The following is a 15,682-nucleotide window of genomic DNA, read 5'->3' as shown; positions in this document are numbered from 1 at the left end:
AATGATTAAAATCCACATCAAACATCCTATGAAAACAGCAAATGGCGATACATTTTTAGAAGTTCAAAAAGAGCTAAGGGCTGAGGAGTTTGTGTGTATATTTGGCGAAAGTGGGGCTGGAAAGACGACGATTTTACGCATTATCGCTGGACTTATAAAACCAGAGTTTGGCTATATAAAGGTGAATGATGAGCTTTGGCAAGATAGTCATAAAAATATCTTTTTACCTCCTCAAAAAAGAAAGGTAGGCTTTGTCTTTCAAGACTATGCGCTTTTTTCACACTTAAATGTGCGTGAAAATTTAGCCTTTGCTTTAAAAGGCGAGCAAAAAAAGATCGATGAGCTTTTAGAATTAATGAACTTAAAAAGCCTTGAAAAAGCCTATCCACACCAGCTTTCAGGCGGACAAGCTCAAAGAGTAGCTCTAGCTAGAGCCTTAGCTTTTAATCCTCAAATTCTACTTCTTGATGAGCCCTTATCTGCGCTTGATTTTAAGATGAGAGGCTTTTTACAAGATGAGCTTTTAAAACTTACAAGGCATTTTAAGCTTACAACTTTGCTTGTAAGTCATGATATAGGCGAAATTTACAAGCTTGCTTCAAGAGTGATTAAGCTTGAATATGGAAAATGCATTCAAGATGGCAAGCCAAGCGAGCTTTTTTCACGCTCAAACTTTTCAGCCAAACTACAATTTAGCGCCACTGTGCTTGAGATTAAAAAAGCTGATATTTTAATCATACTCACACTTTTAATAAACCAAGAGCTTGTTAAAATCACGCTAAGCGAGGCTGAGTTTAAGCAAAATTACGCCTCACTTAAGATAGGCGATACTCTTATCATCGCTGGGAAAGCCTTTAATCCTCTCATACTTAAACTTGAAAAATAAAACTTAATGTAGTCAAAAAGTTTCTTAGTAGCATTAAAATTTTATTCTTTATTTTTTATGAAAGGATAAATATGCAAGAAAAGAGCTGTGAAAGAAGGGCTTTTTTACGCGGTGTTGCTGTGGCTTCTATGGTAAGTTTTTTTGGCGGTATAAATCTTAGTGCAAGCTTGCTTAAAGACAAAGAACTTTTGGGCTTTAAGGCTATAAAATCAAGCACTGAAGATAAGGTTATAGTCCCACAAGGCTATGAAGCAAAGGTGCTTATCACTTGGGGAGATGCCCTTTTTAGCGATGCCTTAGCTTTTGATGAGAGCAAAAATATCACTCAAGCTTCTGTAAAAAACGCCTCTAGGGTTTTTGGCGATAATACCGATGGAATGAGCTTTTTTCCACTAAGTAAAGAAAGGGCTATACTTTGTGTAAATAATGAATACATCAATCCTGAAATCATGTTTAAACATGAGGGTAAAAATTTAAGCAAAACAGATATACAATACGAACAAGCAAGCCTTGGGGTATCTGTTTTTGAGATAGCGAAAAAAGGCGAAAATTATGAAGTTATAAAAGACTCAAAATACAACCGCCGCATAGACGCACACACCAAAATGAGCGTAAGCGGAGCAGCCACTAAGGCTGTTTTGGCTGGTAAAAGCTTTGTTTATGGCACCTTAAATAATTGTGCAAATGGACAAACACCTTGGGGAACTTATCTTACTTGTGAAGAAAATATAGATGATTTTTTTGGTTCTTCTGATGAAAAAATACTTGAAGATGAAAGCTTAAAACGTTATGGCTTTTCAGCTAAAAGCGTGTATGGTTGGGAAAAATTTGATCCTAGGTTTGATTTGGCAAATGATAAAAATGAAGCTAACCGCTTTGGCTGGGTGGTTGAGATTGATCCTATGAATGCTAACTCAACGCCTATTAAACGCACCGCACTTGGACGTTTTAAACATGAAAATGTCGAGCTTATCGTAGAAAAAGATGGCAGCGTTATAGCTTATATGGGCGATGATGAGGCAAATGAGTTTATTTATAAATTTGTAAGTAAGCACAAATTTATCAAGGGTAAAGCTAGTGATAAAATCCTTGATGAGGGCACCTTATATGTGGCTCAGTTTAATGGCAAGCAAGATGAGTTTAGAGGCGAGGGTAAGTGGCTTGCACTTGAATTTGGCAAAGGCAAGCTCACCCAAGAATATGGCTTTAAGGATCAAGGCGATGTGCTTATAAAAGCGCGCTTAGCAGGCACTTTAGTAGGAGCTACGCCTATGGATCGTTGTGAATGGATAGCAAGTCATAAGCAAGCTGGCTCAAAAGCCGTATTTGCAACGCTTACAAATAATTCTAAACGCAAAGAAGCCAATCCTGCTAATCCTCGCATTAAAAATCTTTATGGACAAATCATACGTTTTGAGCCTAAAATTTCACACACTGAAGATACTTTTACTTGGGAGCTTTTTGCACTTGCTGGCAATCCAGACAATCAAAAAGGACTTTATAAAGGCTCAAATAATATCACCAGTGAAAATAAATTCAATTCCCCAGATGGACTTGCCTTTGATAAAGATGGCAGACTTTGGATACAAACAGATGGCAACTACTCAAATAAAGGAGAATACGAGGGCATGGGAAATAACACCATGCTAGCAGCAAATCCTGCCACAGGAGAGCTAAGACGTTTTTTAACAGGACCAGTAGCATGTGAAGTAACAGGTATAGCCTTTAATGAGGATTATACAACTTTATTTGTAGGCATTCAACACCCAGGAGAAAATCTTGCAAATTCACATTTTCCTTATGGAAAAACCCCTCGTTCTGCTATTATGCAAATAAGAAAGCTTGATGGAGGCGTCATAGGAAGCTAAATTTCTATACACAAGCTTGCTTTTGATTTTAAGGCAAGCTTGTATTTTAAGCTTTTTTATTATACTCTTTCATACAAATTCGCACTCAAACTACTTAAAATAAGGAAAAAAATGCAAATCAAGCTTGAAGATATAGCCATGAATGAGGACTGGAAAAATTTTTTAAAGCCTCTCTTTTTTGAGCCTTTTTTTTCAAGGATTAAGCAAAATTATATACAGGCTTTGCAAAATGGCAAAACTATCTATCCTCCAGCCAAACTTACTTTTAATGCTTTTAATCTCACGCCTTTAAATGAGCTTAAAATCATCTTGCTCGGACAAGATCCTTATCATCAGCCAAATCAGGCTATGGGCTTAAGTTTTAGCGTGCCAAATGGCGTGCGTGTGCCACCATCTTTAATCAATATTTACAAAGAATTACAAGCCGATCTTGGCATACAACCAAGCAAAAATGGGGATTTAAGCAAGTGGGCAAGGCAAGGAGTCTTGCTTTTAAATGCCATTCTTAGCGTTGAAGCAAACAAAGCAGCAAGTCATCAAAACTTTGGCTGGCAGGAATTTACAGACGCAGTTATCGCTCTTTTAAGTAAGGAAAAACAAGGCTTGGTATTTTTGCTGTGGGGAAATTTTGCTCGCTCTAAAAAAAGCCTTATTGATACAAACAAACACCTTGTTTTAGAAGCAGCTCATCCTAGCCCACTTGCTCGCACAGGTTTTTTAGGCTGTAAGCATTTTTCAAAAAGCAATGAATGGCTTATAAAACAAGGTAAAAAGCCTATTGAGTGGGATTTAAATGCTTAGCTAAAAACAAATTTCAGCTTTGAATAAAGCTGAAATTTTTAGCGAAATAAGCCTTTAAAGTCAAAGTCATTTGCGCCCATGAAATTATTGCTTGGAGTGCCTAAGCTAATGGCGGTTGCAAGATCAAGGAGCAGATTTTCTATCTCTTCTCTTTTATCTTCTATATAAGCTAAAACACCTTTATAATCACTTTTTTCAAGCACAAGCAAAGGATTTTGTATCTCAAAAGCAAAGCTTTGCCCTGAAACGCCGATTGAAAAGCTATTATCAAATAAAGAATTTCCCATAAAAGAGCTATTTTGGATAAGTTGAGAAGTCTGTGCGTCAAGCCCTCTTTTTTGTTCTTCACTTAAATCTTCATCTATCCTTGCTTTTAAATTCTGCTCGATCTTTTTTAAGGACAAATCCAAAACTTGCAAAGCACCGATAAAATCATTCGCGTCATTGATTTGCGTGCAAACTTGCTTCGCGTTAAATTCGCCCTGTGCCTTTACCTCACCTAAGTGTTTTTTGAAAATTTCAAGCTCTTTGCTCATTGTTTTTCCTTCAAATCTAAAATTATATTTAAAGAAAAGCAAAAATCGTTCCAAAAATAAAGTTTTTGTTTTTATATAAATTTTGCTAAAATACAGACTTTAAATTTTAAATATAAGGCAAAATTATGCAAATAATGCTCTGCGCGATCTGTAATATCTCAAGTGGAAATTGTTCTGAAGACTGCAAATACTGCACTCAAAGTCGTTTTGTAAAAACTGATATCATTAAATATAAACAAAAAGATATAGAACAAATCGTGCTTGAAGCAAAAATGGCAAAGAAAAACCACGCTCTAGGCTTTTGTTTGGTGAGTGCTGGACTTGGGCTTGATGATACTAAGCTTGAGTATATTTGTAAAGCAGCTCATGCGGTAAAAAAGGCTGAGCCTGAACTCATGCTTATCGCTTGTAACGGACTTGCAAGCCTTGATCAGTGCAAAGAACTTGTTAAGGCCGGGGTATTTTCATATAATCACAATCTTGAAACTTCAAAAGAATTTTATCCCCAAATTTGTAGTACACACAGCTGGCAAAGCAGATTTGAGACGAATTTAAACGCCAAAGAAGCCGGACTTATGCTTTGCTGTGGTGGAATTTATGGACTTGGTGAGAGTGAAGATGATAGGATAAGTTTTAGAAAGAGTTTAAAAGAGCTTGAGCCTTTTTCCTCACCGATTAATTTTTTTATACACAATGAAAATTTTTCAATCAAGCCTAAAAAACTCAGCACAGATGAAGCCTTAAATATCATCAAACAAAGCAAAAAAGACTTACCAAACACACATATTATGATCGCTGGTGGGCGTGAAGCCGTGCTAAAAGAAAGACAATATGAAGTGTTTGAGTATGGAGCAAGTGCTGTAGTGATAGGGGATTATCTTACCACCAAAGGCGAAGAAGCTTGCAAAGACATACAAGAGCTTGAAAAAAGGGGATTTAGCTTTGTTACACAATGCCATTGACGCTCAAGCTTTAATCGATCTTAAAATTTTACTTGTTATCGCTTGTGTTTTGCTTTTATCACCTTATATAGCTAAGCTTTTAAAGCTGCCTGTTTCAGCTACTGAGATCATACTTGGGGCTTTAGCGGCGTTTTTTGGCTTTGTGGGAAAGAGCGAGAATTTTCAACTTTTAGCTAATGTTGGCTTTTATTTTTTGATGTTTATTGCTGGTATGGAAGTGAATTTAAGACTTTTTTTTACTATGCAAAAAAGTATTTTTAAGCGCAGTATTTTTTATATCATCTTGCTTTACCTTATCAGTTTTATCGCTGTGAGTGCTTATGGGCTGAGTCTTATTTTTGTCATTATTTTACCGGTGATGAGCGTTGGGCTTTTATCTATTTTGTTTAAAGACTTTGGTAAGGATTGTGAGTGGCTTAATCTTGCTATGCTTGTAGCGACTTTAGCTGAAGTTGTCAGTATCATCTTGCTTACTATCACAGGGGCATTTTTGCAGGATACGACTTTGTTTGATGTGGGGCTAAATTTACTTTATTTGTTTGCATTTTTAGTCTTTTGCTTGTTTGGTTTTAAAATTTTAGGCATTCTTTTTTGGTGGTATCCAAATTTAAGGCTTGTTTTAATGCCTTGGCAGGATAAAAACGAAAAAGATATTCGCTTTTGTATGGCGATTTTAATCCTTGTCATCATCACTATGATACTAGCTCATCTTGAAATCGCACTTGGAGCCTTTATAGCAGGCTCATTTATCGCGACTTTTTTCAACCACAAAAAAGACTTAGAAGAAAAGCTTGCTGGCTTTGGATATGGCTTTTTAATCCCGATTTTTTTCATTTATATAGGCTCAACGCTAAATTTACACTTGCTTGTAGAACTAGGTGTGCTTGAAGATGCTTTGTATTTGCTTTTGGCGATGATTGGCTTAAGGCTTGTTTGTGCTTTGGTATTTCTTAAAAAACTTGAGCTTAAAAATACCATTTTATTTGCACTCAGCCACTCCATGCCTTTAACTTTACTTATCGCCACGGCTACGCTTGGTTTTAATGCAAAGGTTATTGATTTTGAGCTTTATTCAGCCTTGATTTTAACAGCTTTACTTGAGGCTGTATTTGCGATGAGCTTGATTAAACTTATCGCAAACTTTAAAAAAGTAACAAATGAATATAAAGCTTAAACTAAAAAAGTTACTTTTATACTCAAATTTGACTTTTTGCCTTTCAAAGCTGAGAGTAAATTAAGCCCTTTTTTGTTAGTATATCTTATACATAACTTAACAAGGAGAACGACAATGTCAGATTCAATCAGCGTAACAGACAACAGAAATGGCAAAAGCTACGAATTTCCGATCTATAACGCTTCTATAGGACCAAGCGTAGTAGATATGTCAAGCTTTTATAAGCAAACTGGTTTATTTTCATATGATGAGGGTTTTACCTCAACAGCAAGTTGTAAAAGTGAGATCACCTATATAGATGGAGAAAATGGAGTTTTAATGCACAGGGGCTATCCTATAGAATGGCTTGCTAAAAACAAACTCTTTTTAGATGTGGTGTATTTGCTTTTATATAAAGAGCTTCCAAGTCCAGAACGTCTTGAATCCTTTCGCTATGAGCTTAAAAAACGTTCTTTTATCCATGAGGGTATGTGTAAAATTTTTGATGCATTTCCGGATAATGCTCATCCTATGGCTGTGTTACAAGCTGCAACAAGCTCACTTTCAGCCTTTTATCCAGATCATTTAAATATGGATATTAAAGAAGAATATATGGAAATGGCAGCACGAATCATCGCTAAAATGCCTACTATCGCAGCTACAGCTTATCGCTATAAACACGGCTTTCCGCCAGCCTATCCAAATTTAGATCGCGGTTTTACTGAAAACTTTTTATATATGCTTCGCACTTATCCTTATGATCATGTTGAGCTTAAGCCTATTGAGATTAAAGCTTTAGACACGGTTTTTATGCTTCATATTGATCATGAGCAAAACGCTTCAACCTCAACCGTTCGTGCTGTTGGCTCAACACATGCTCATCCTTATGCGTGTATTAGTGCTGGTATAGGTGCGCTTTGGGGGCATGCTCATGGAGGAGCAAATGAAGGGGTGATTCGTATGCTTGAGATGATACGCACGCCAGATCGCGTTGATGAGTTTATCAAAAAAGCAAAAGATAAAAACGATCCATTTAGACTTATGGGCTTTGGGCATAGAGTGTATAAAAACTTTGATCCTCGTGCAAAAGTGCTTAAAAAGCTTAGAGATGAGCTTATTGATGCTATAGATATTGATACAAATTTGATTAAAGTCGCTGCTCGTATCGAAGAGATCGCTTTAAGTGATGAGTATTTTGTAAGTCGCAATTTATATCCAAATGTGGATTTTCACAGCGGACTTATCCTAAAAGCTCTTGGCATACCAAATGAAATGTTTGCTGTGCTTTTTGTTATCGGTAGAACTCCGGGCTGGATCGCTCAGTGGATAGAGCTTAAAGAACAAGAAAGCCTTAAGATAGTGCGTCCAAGACAACTTTACATCGGAGAAAAACCAAAGGTTTAATCTTTTACCCTATAATCACGCTCATATAAAGGGGTAAAATGAATCTTGATCGCTTGCTTAGTATCGCTTTAGAAGCTAGCTCAAAGGCTTCTAAAGCTATCTTAAATGTAAAAAATGATTTTAAGGTATGGCAAAAAGATGATTTAAGCCCCTTAAGCTCTGCTGATCTAGCTTCAAATGAAGCTTTGATCGAAATTTTAAGTCAAAGCGATATTCCTATTTGCTCTGAAGAAAAGCCTATAAGTTATGACGAAAGAAAGCACTTAAAGCATTTCTGGCTTATCGATCCGCTTGATGGCACAAAAGGCTTTATCAAAGGAAGTGATGAATACTGCATACTTATCGCTTTAATAAAAGATCAAAGACCAATTCTAAGTATCATCAAACAACCCAGCACAGATGAATGCTTTTACGCACACAAAGAAAGCAAAGTATATAAAAACGACACCTTACTTCAAAAAGATGAAAAAGCATTTAAAGCAAGCGAAAAAACAGCTCTTGTTAGCGTACATCACCCAAACGAAAAAAACCAAACCTTTTTAGATCAAAACGCTCTTGAGACGATTAAGATCAGTTCAGCACTTAAATTTAAGCTCTTGCTTGAAGGAAAGGCTGGCATTTATCATCGTTTTGAAAGCTTGCATTCTTGGGATATAGCCGCTGGGGATTTTTTAATCAATCAAAATGAAGGCTTGATGTGTGATTTTAATCATACGCCCTTACTTTACAATCAAAAAAGCTTCTTATGCCCTGGTTTTATCGCTTTAAGTAAAAAAGAAAATTTTCATACTATTATCTTATAGGAACTTTTTGTGATTCGAATTCTTATTTTTCTTTTTGTGCTCTCACTAAGCTTTTGTTTTGGTAATGAATTTGCCAATAAAATCATCATCAAACTTGAAGCAAATGATGATTTTACGCTTATTGATCTAGGGCAAAGCCAAATTTCAAACGACGAAAAAGCCTTATTTGATAGCTCAAAAGAGCTGGTAAAAAATAATTTATATTTGCGTTATGAGGATAGCTCCAAAGACTTCGTGCTTTTAACCGGCTTTAGCACAGCTTTTAAACTTGATTTAGAAGAGTTTAATGCAAGTGCAAATGAACTCAGCGCAGATATCTTTGAACGTTTTGTTGAAAAAGTAAGCCTTGAAAGAAGCTTAGAGCTTTTAAACAAGCAAAATAACATACTTTATCAAACTCCAAGCAACTTTACTGCTCTAAGCAAAGATAAAAAGCATCTTATGTTTGATATATCAAATTTACTCAACTATGAAGCTGATCTTGAAAGAATGTATGCAAAAGCCCCTGAATACATACTTTTCATAGTGCTAGATAATTTCGAGCTAGAAATTCAAAAAAAATGGCTCATGCAAAAAAAAGTCGCAAAAATCGGCGTGCTATATAAAATCGTCAATTTACGCACAAACAAAATCATCAAAAACGAATACCTAAGCTTTTACTTTGATCTTTTAAAGCAAAAAGAAGCTCAAGCAAACTATGAGCTTAGTATCGAGGAAATCAGCTCTTTTTTAAAAGATTATTTCTCCAAGCTTGCCACAAAACTTAAATGATAATAACTTCTTTTTCAAGATGAATGCCAAATTCCTCAAATACTCTTTTTTGAGCCAATTCTATCAAAAAAAGAGCATCTTCAAAACTTGCGTTTTTGGTATTGATGAGAAAATTTGCATGCTTTTGACTTATCATGGCATCTCCTTTTTTAAAGCCCTTAAGCCCCACAGCTTCGATAAGCCTTCCTGCAAAATCATCTTTTGGGTTTTTAAAGATAGAGCCAAAACTTGCCCCATTTGGCTGGTTGTTTCTAGCTTGTTTTAAAGCCTCATCTTTCTTTTCATCAAAGCCGTATTCAAGCTTAAAAATCGCTTCAAATATCACTTCTTTTACCCCACAACAGCGGTAAGAAAAGGCGCAATCTTGCTTTAAAAGCTCTTTATTAGCAGTGCTTATACTTAAAAGATTTTTGCTGATATTTTCATCTTTTAAGCCAGCATTCATTTTTAAAAGCCCACCTAAAAGCCCGGGGATTTTGCCTAAGAATTCAAAGCCGGCAAGATTGTATTTTTTGGCAAAAAGATAGATTTTTTTGGCATTGCACGCACAGCCTATTTTTAACGTGCAAAAGCTTGAGTTTTGCTCCATAACTTCAATAAAGTCAAATTCTTTTCCCAAAAGAGCAAGTTTTTTAGGGCTTGGCGAAACAAGTAAATTATTTGCTCCACCTACAACAAAGCCCTTAAATTCACGCTTAGTATCTAAAACTTCAACCTCAAACGCCTCACCTATGCGAACGCTTGAGTATTTTTTAAAATCAACAATCATCGTATAAAAGTTGGAATTTGCTCAAAAATCCCTGTGGTAAAGTCAATCATAGTATTCATCATCCAAGGCATTAAAAAGATTAGCACCACCACAACAAGCAAAATCTTTGGCACAAAAGAAAGTGTCATTTCATTGATCTGCGTTGTAGCTTGAAAGATAGAGATGATAAGCCCAGCGATAAGCCCAGCCAAAAGCATAGGTAAAGAAAGCATAAGCGTTACCTTAAAAGTTTGCACGCCTAAAGCTACTAAAGAACTTTCCATTTAATTCCTCTTCATTTTTGCCTAATTATAGCTTAAATTTCATCATTTTAAACGCAAAATTATGAATTTCTTAAAGCCTCATACTCAAGCGGGATAAGATAATCCTTGCTTTGAATGAGTTTATCATAAAATCCAGCCTTAAAACCAAGCTCAAAAAGCTTATCTACAGCCTTAAACTGAATTTCATTCATACTAATGGAGTTTTTATTTGCATACAAATCAAGATAAGTATGAAGTTTTGCTTCATCAACGCGGATTAAGCCCCTTTGCAAAAGCATTTTGCTTAAGATAGAGCGGTTATGATCAGCTAAACTTACAGCCTGAGTTAAAATTTGCTCTATTTTAATCGCATCGCTAAGCGGTAAAGAACGACGCAAAGCCATTCCACCAAGTGGTAAGGGTAAATTTTCTTTTGCAAACTCAAGCCAAAGATCAAAAATTTCAACCTCCACGCACAAGCTTTCATCAAAATCCAAAATGCTTTCATGGATAAGCACGCCCGCATCAACTTCCCCACTTAGCACCGCTGCTTCTATCTCAAGGAAATTTTTATATACTATGCGAGCTTGTGGGTATTTAAGGCGAAAGATTAAAGCATTTGTGGTATTTGCTCCACTTAAAGCGACTTTGAAATTTGACTTTAAGTGCGTGCTTTTTTTCTTGATGAGCTTTGGACCATAACCCTCGCCAAAGCTTACTGCTGTGCGTAAAAGAGCGTATTCATCAGCGATTAAAGGATACAGGGCAAAAGAAATGGCACTTGCATCAAAAACATTTTCTAAAGCCTTTTCATTAAGCGTTTGTATATCAAGGGCTGAGTTTTTAAAACAAAACTCCTCGCCACACCAGCCAAACTTAATCGCCATATACATAAAAATATCATCAGCATCAGGAGAATGAGCCACTTCAACTAACTTTTTCACTTCAAGCCTTTTTGTAAATTTTTAAAACAAGGCTATATTATAGCACTTTTTAGCTAATTTTACTGAGCTAAAATCAAGTATTTTAAATGCTTGGATAGAAATTTTTCATTTTTTATACGAAATAAAACTTTCCTTAAACATAAATGGTGTAAAATAAAACTTTGAATTTTACAAAGGAAAGAGTATGGATGAAAGCAAGAAAAAATCCCTTGATGCAGCCTTAAAAAGCCTAGATAAAACCTTTGGTAAAGGCACTATACTAAGACTTGGTGACAAAGAAGTCGAACACATTGACTTTATCAGCACAGGCTCAGTTGGGCTTGATCTTGCTCTTGGCATAGGAGGTGTGCCAAAGGGTAGGATTATAGAAATTTATGGACCAGAAGCCAGCGGTAAAACAACCCTTACCCTTCATATCATTGCAGAGTGTCAAAAAGCTGGTGGAGTATGTGCTTTTATAGACGCTGAACACGCTCTTGATGTAAAATATGCTAAAAATTTAGGCGTAGATACAGATAATCTTTACATCTCTCAACCAGACTTTGGCGAGCAAGCCTTAGAAATCGTTGAAACCATAGCTAGAAGTGGGGCAATTGATCTTATCGTCGTTGATAGCGTGGCAGCCCTTACGCCAAAGGCTGAGATAGAAGGAGATATGGGCGATCAGCATGTGGGACTTCAAGCGCGTTTGATGAGTCAAGCCTTAAGAAAACTTACTGGCATAGTGCATAAAATGAACTGCACCGTGATTTTCATCAATCAAATTCGTATGAAAATAGGCGCTATGGGTTATGGCACTCCAGAAACTACCACAGGGGGAAATGCTTTGAAATTCTACTCCTCAGTGCGTTTAGATGTAAGAAGGATAGCCACTTTAAAGCAAAATGAAGAGCCAATTGGCAACCGCGTTAAGGTAAAAGTAGCTAAAAACAAAGTCGCCCCGCCATTTAAGCAAGCTGAATTTGATGTGATGTTTGGCGAGGGAATTTCTAAAGAAGGCGAAATCGTTGATTATGGTGTAAAGCTTGATATTATCGATAAAAGCGGAGCGTGGTTTTCTTATAAGGCGAGCAAATTAGGACAAGGTAGAGAAAATGCTAAGGCTTACTTGAAAGAAAATCCAGCCATAGCTGAAGAAATAGTCACAGCCATACAAGGTTCTATGGGTATAGAAGGAGCTTTGACAAGTGATGATAAAGAGGAGGAAGAAGAATGAAAATCAAAGACATAAGAGCCTTTGAAGTGCTTGATAGCAGGGGCAATCCAACCATAAAAGCAGAAGTTTTACTTGAAGATGGCTCAGTCGGAGCTGCTATAGTTCCAAGCGGAGCAAGCACAGGTTCAAAAGAAGCCTTAGAGCTTAGAGATAAAGATGAACGATTTGGCGGCAAGGGCGTTTTAAAGGCTGTGGCAAATGTCAATGGCACAATTGCTCAAAATTTAAGAGGCTTAAGCGCTTTTAATCAAAACAAGATCGATCAAAGCTTACTTGAACTTGATGGCAGTAAAAATTATGCAAATTTAGGAGCAAATGCGACTTTAGGCGTAAGTATGGCAGTAGCGCGCGCAGCTGCAAATTCGCTGAATATCCCTTTATATCGATACTTAGGCGGAGCAAACGCAAGCGTGTTACCAGTGCCAATGTGTAATATCATCAATGGAGGCGCTCACGCAAACAATAGCGTGGATTTTCAAGAATTTATGATTATGCCTTATGGTTTTACTAGTTTTAAAGAGGCTTTAAGAGCAGTGTGTGAAATTTATGCAAGCTTAAAAAGCGAGCTTGCAAGCTTAGGGCATTCAACCGCACTTGGCGATGAGGGAGGCTTTGCTCCAAATTTAGCTAATAATACCGAGCCTATCGAGCTTTTAATGACTTGTATCAAAAAAGCAGGCTATGAAAATAAAGTCAAAATCGCCCTTGATGTTGCAAGCACAGAGCTTTACAAAAACGGCAAATACGAGCTTGAGGGCAAGAGCTTTTCAAGTGAGGACTTAATCGCCCGCTATGTAGAACTTTGTACGAAGTATCCAATTTGTAGTATTGAAGATGGTTTGGCTGAAGATGATTATGATGGTTGGATCAAGCTTACTGAAGCTTTGGGTAAGAAAATTCAGCTTGTGGGCGATGATTTATTTGTAACTAATGAAGAAATTTTGCGTGAGGGTATCATTAAAAAAATGGCAAATGCTGTTTTAATCAAACCAAATCAAATCGGCACCATCACACAAACGATGAAAACCGTGCGTTTAGCTCAAAGGCATAATTACAAATGCGTGATGAGTCACCGCTCTGGAGAAAGTGAAGATGATTTTATCGCTGATTTTGCTGTGGCTTTAAACACAGGGCAGATTAAAACAGGAGCTTTAGCAAGAGCTGAACGCACCGCAAAATACAACCGCTTGCTTGAGATAGAGCTTTCAAATGATGAATTTATAGGAGATAAACTCTGAGCGATTTACTCAAAGAATACGATGAGCGCACTCGTAAAAAAGAATTCCGCAAAGAGCTATTAAGGCTTTGCGCGTATGGCTTTTGTGCGATCATCGCAGCGATTTATTTTGGTAATATGCTTTTTGGGCAAAGCTCGCTTGAAACCTTGCTTGCCCTTGAAGCCACTAAAAAAGAGCTTAATCAACGCATCGCATGGCTAAAGACACAAAATGCTTTGGCGCAAAAAGAGTATTTTGAACTCAAAGGACTGTATCCAAATGAAAACAAATAATTTATTTTTTATTTTTTTATTATGTTTGAGTTTAAACGCTGATCAAAGCCCCTTTATCAGCCCTCAAAGCATAGATCAAAACGCTATTGCACCAGAATTTGATAAAGCTGAAATTCGCTTTAATTCAGACGCTAGGATTTTAAAAAGCATTCAACTTGAATACATAGCCCTTGATGGCTCGACAAAAACTCTAGTCGTGGATATCAACAAAAGCATAGATTGGCACAACCTTTACTTACTTAGCAAGGCTTCAAAGCCAAATTCTACAGCCGTGCTTGATGTATCTGTTACTATACCAGAAAAAGCTCTTCCTACAGAAGCTGAACTTAATTCAAGCACTGAATTTCAATTCCCAGAAAACAATGGCAAACTTGAAGAATTTATCTCTTTTGCAAGCTTTAATAACCGCATTAAAATCAACACTCAAGATGAGATGATTAGCGATTTTATCGTGGGAAATCCAAGCAAAATCGTGCTTGATTTTAAAAGAGACACTGCCTTTAATACCAAAAACATCAAACTTGGCTCAAACACACCTTTCACAAGAATGATACTTGGCTCGCACAAAGGTTATTACCGCCTTGTTATTTATATGGACGGCAAGTATAATTACCGCCTTGAAAAAGACGCTAGCGGCTACACCTTACACCTTTTATAATGCCAACAAAAGAAAATTTACTTTTTATCTCGCTTTGTTATCTGGGCGTGGTGCTGTATATGCTTTTGCAAGCTCATTTTTTCTTTGCTTTAGCTCTTGTGCTTTTTTATGCCCTTATCGCCTTTGTGTTTTTTTTATCTTGATAAAAACAAAAAAGCTTGAAATAAAAAACTAAATATTAGCTTATTTGTGATAAAATAACGCTTTTATTTGCAAATACAAGAAAGGTAAATCCATGAAAGCTGAAGCAAAAAAAATTTGGATGGATGGTAAGATCATTGATTTTAAAGACGCAACTGTACATGTTTTAACTCACTCTTTACACTATGGAAATGCTGTGTTTGAAGGAACTCGTGTATATAAAACAGATAAAGGCTTGGCTATTTATCGCTTGCAAGATCACACAAAAAGATTATTAGAAAGTGCTAAAATCACGCTGATTGATTGCCCTTATTCTCAAAATGAGCTAGAACAAGCTCAAATTGAACTTATTAAAGCAAATGAATTTAAGACAAATACCTATCTTCGCCCTATTATATTTTTAGGCGATGGCACTATGGGTGTGTATCATAAAAACGCACCCGTTCGCACAGCAATTGCTGCTTGGGAAGTAGGAGCATATCTTGGCGAAGAAGGCTTGAAAAAAGGTATAAAAGTCAAAATTTCAAGTTTTGCAAGAAATTCAGTCAAAAGCTCTATGGGTAAAGCAAAAGCAAGCGCAAACTACTTAAATTCACAGCTTGCAAAATATGAAGCCATAGAAGCAGGCTATGAAGAAGCATTAATGCTTGATGAAGAAGGCTTTGTGGCTGAAGGCACAGGTGAATGCTTTTTTATCGTTAAAAATGGCGTTTTAATCACTCCACCAAACGATTTTTCACTTAAAAGTATCACTCAAGATAGCGTGATTAAGATCGCTGAAGAGCTGAATTTAGAAGTTAGACGCCAAAGAATTTCAAGAGATGAAGTTTATACCGCTGATGAAGCTTTTTTCACAGGCACAGCAGCTGAAGTTACACCGATTAACAATATAGACGCACGCATTATAGGGCAAGGACAGCGAGGTGAGCTTACTAAGCTTATACAAGATGCGTATTTTGATGTGGTGTATGGACGCAACGAGAAATTCAGCTCATTTTTAACTTATATCAACTGAAAA

The 15,682-nt window shown here is 36.6% G+C and carries 18 protein-coding genes; 14 read left to right on the top strand and 4 right to left on the bottom strand.

Going from position 1 to position 15,682, the window contains the following annotated elements:
• The first annotated feature begins 1 nt into the window (after position 1).
• From CQA38_RS00250 to ung, 3 genes are all read left to right on the top strand, one after another.
• The gene (locus CQA38_RS00250; RefSeq protein ID WP_137632004.1) at positions 2-886 is read left to right on the top strand and encodes an ATP-binding cassette domain-containing protein; all 885 of its coding nucleotides are present in this window, start codon (positions 2-4) and stop codon (positions 884-886) included.
• 71 nt (positions 887-957) lie between these two features.
• Positions 958-2,754, top strand: coding sequence for a PhoX family phosphatase (locus tag CQA38_RS00245; RefSeq protein ID WP_249355130.1), 1,797 nt, complete (start codon positions 958-960; stop codon positions 2,752-2,754).
• A 111-nt stretch (positions 2,755-2,865) separates the two neighbouring features.
• On the top strand, positions 2,866-3,555 hold the full coding sequence (gene ung, locus CQA38_RS00240; RefSeq protein WP_137632003.1) for a uracil-DNA glycosylase: 690 nt from the start codon (positions 2,866-2,868) through the stop codon (positions 3,553-3,555).
• A 38-nt stretch (positions 3,556-3,593) separates the two neighbouring features.
• Here ung and CQA38_RS00235 read toward each other — a convergent pair whose 3' ends face one another.
• On the bottom strand, positions 3,594-4,091 hold the full coding sequence (locus CQA38_RS00235) for a flagellar FLiS export co-chaperone (RefSeq protein WP_137632002.1): 498 nt from the start codon (positions 4,089-4,091) through the stop codon (positions 3,594-3,596).
• A gap of 125 nt (positions 4,092-4,216) precedes the next feature.
• Here CQA38_RS00235 and CQA38_RS00230 point away from each other — a divergent pair, with 125 nt between their 5' ends.
• The 5 genes from CQA38_RS00230 (at position 4,217) to CQA38_RS00210 (ending at position 9,184) form a co-directional block, all read left to right on the top strand.
• On the top strand, positions 4,217-5,053 hold the full coding sequence (locus CQA38_RS00230; protein WP_137632001.1) for a biotin synthase: 837 nt from the start codon (positions 4,217-4,219) through the stop codon (positions 5,051-5,053).
• The gene (locus CQA38_RS00225; RefSeq protein WP_137632000.1) at positions 5,034-6,227 is read left to right on the top strand and encodes a cation:proton antiporter; all 1,194 of its coding nucleotides are present in this window, start codon (positions 5,034-5,036) and stop codon (positions 6,225-6,227) included. Before CQA38_RS00230 ends, CQA38_RS00225 begins: the two co-directional genes overlap by 20 nt.
• Positions 6,228-6,341: 114 nt before the next feature.
• Entirely contained in the window at positions 6,342-7,610 is a 1,269-nt protein-coding gene (locus tag CQA38_RS00220) for a citrate synthase (RefSeq protein WP_137631999.1), read from the top strand.
• Positions 7,611-7,648: 38 nt separating this feature from the next.
• Positions 7,649-8,413 carry a 3'(2'),5'-bisphosphate nucleotidase CysQ gene (locus CQA38_RS00215; RefSeq protein WP_137631998.1) on the top strand — a complete coding sequence of 255 codons (765 nt, stop codon included), beginning with the start codon at positions 7,649-7,651 and terminating at the stop codon, positions 8,411-8,413.
• A 9-nt stretch (positions 8,414-8,422) separates the two neighbouring features.
• A complete protein-coding gene (locus tag CQA38_RS00210) occupies positions 8,423-9,184 on the top strand; it encodes a hypothetical protein (RefSeq protein ID WP_137631997.1) in 762 nt (253 codons plus the stop codon).
• On the opposite strand, the gene CQA38_RS00205 is transcribed toward CQA38_RS00210, so the two are convergent.
• From CQA38_RS00205 to CQA38_RS00195, 3 genes are read right to left on the bottom strand one after another with little or no spacing between them, the layout of a single operon-like run.
• Positions 9,177-9,953: a UDP-N-acetylmuramate dehydrogenase gene (locus CQA38_RS00205; protein ID WP_137631996.1), complete on the bottom strand. Its 777-nt coding sequence runs from the start codon at positions 9,951-9,953 to the stop codon at positions 9,177-9,179. The two genes, CQA38_RS00210 and CQA38_RS00205, sit on opposite strands and share 8 nt — an antisense overlap.
• Positions 9,950-10,216: a flagellar biosynthesis protein FliQ gene (gene fliQ, locus CQA38_RS00200; RefSeq protein WP_137631995.1), complete on the bottom strand. Its 267-nt coding sequence runs from the start codon at positions 10,214-10,216 to the stop codon at positions 9,950-9,952. Before fliQ ends, CQA38_RS00205 begins: the two co-directional genes overlap by 4 nt.
• Before the next feature lie 59 nt (positions 10,217-10,275).
• On the bottom strand, positions 10,276-11,139 hold the full coding sequence (locus CQA38_RS00195; protein WP_137631994.1) for a menaquinone biosynthesis family protein: 864 nt from the start codon (positions 11,137-11,139) through the stop codon (positions 10,276-10,278).
• Positions 11,140-11,323: 184 nt separating this feature from the next.
• Here CQA38_RS00195 and recA point away from each other — a divergent pair, with 184 nt between their 5' ends.
• The 6 genes from recA to ilvE all read left to right on the top strand — a co-directional run bounded on the left by recA (position 11,324) and on the right by ilvE (position 15,679).
• Positions 11,324-12,355: a recombinase RecA gene (gene recA, locus CQA38_RS00190; protein WP_137631993.1), complete on the top strand. Its 1,032-nt coding sequence runs from the start codon at positions 11,324-11,326 to the stop codon at positions 12,353-12,355.
• Positions 12,352-13,593, top strand: coding sequence for a phosphopyruvate hydratase (gene eno / locus CQA38_RS00185; protein WP_137631992.1), 1,242 nt, complete (start codon positions 12,352-12,354; stop codon positions 13,591-13,593). The genes recA and eno overlap by 4 nt, the downstream gene beginning before the upstream one ends.
• A gap of 116 nt (positions 13,594-13,709) precedes the next feature.
• Positions 13,710-13,865, top strand: a complete 156-nt coding sequence (locus CQA38_RS09165) for a hypothetical protein (RefSeq protein ID WP_170999447.1) — start codon at positions 13,710-13,712, stop codon at positions 13,863-13,865.
• Positions 13,852-14,523, top strand: a complete 672-nt coding sequence (locus tag CQA38_RS00180) for an AMIN domain-containing protein (RefSeq protein WP_137631991.1) — start codon at positions 13,852-13,854, stop codon at positions 14,521-14,523. Before CQA38_RS09165 ends, CQA38_RS00180 begins: the two co-directional genes overlap by 14 nt.
• Positions 14,523-14,666 carry a hypothetical protein gene (locus CQA38_RS09160; protein ID WP_170999446.1) on the top strand — a complete coding sequence of 48 codons (144 nt, stop codon included), beginning with the start codon at positions 14,523-14,525 and terminating at the stop codon, positions 14,664-14,666. The genes CQA38_RS00180 and CQA38_RS09160 overlap by 1 nt, the downstream gene beginning before the upstream one ends.
• Before the next feature lie 92 nt (positions 14,667-14,758).
• The gene (gene ilvE, locus CQA38_RS00175) at positions 14,759-15,679 is read left to right on the top strand and encodes a branched-chain-amino-acid transaminase (protein ID WP_137631990.1); all 921 of its coding nucleotides are present in this window, start codon (positions 14,759-14,761) and stop codon (positions 15,677-15,679) included.
• Positions 15,680-15,682: the final 3 nt, after the last annotated feature.

It is taken from the genome of Campylobacter sp. MIT 12-5580 (genome assembly GCF_005406235.1).
Classification (GTDB): Bacteria; Campylobacterota; Campylobacteria; order Campylobacterales; family Campylobacteraceae; genus Campylobacter_D.
This window is presented reverse-complemented; position numbering and strand designations above follow the sequence as displayed.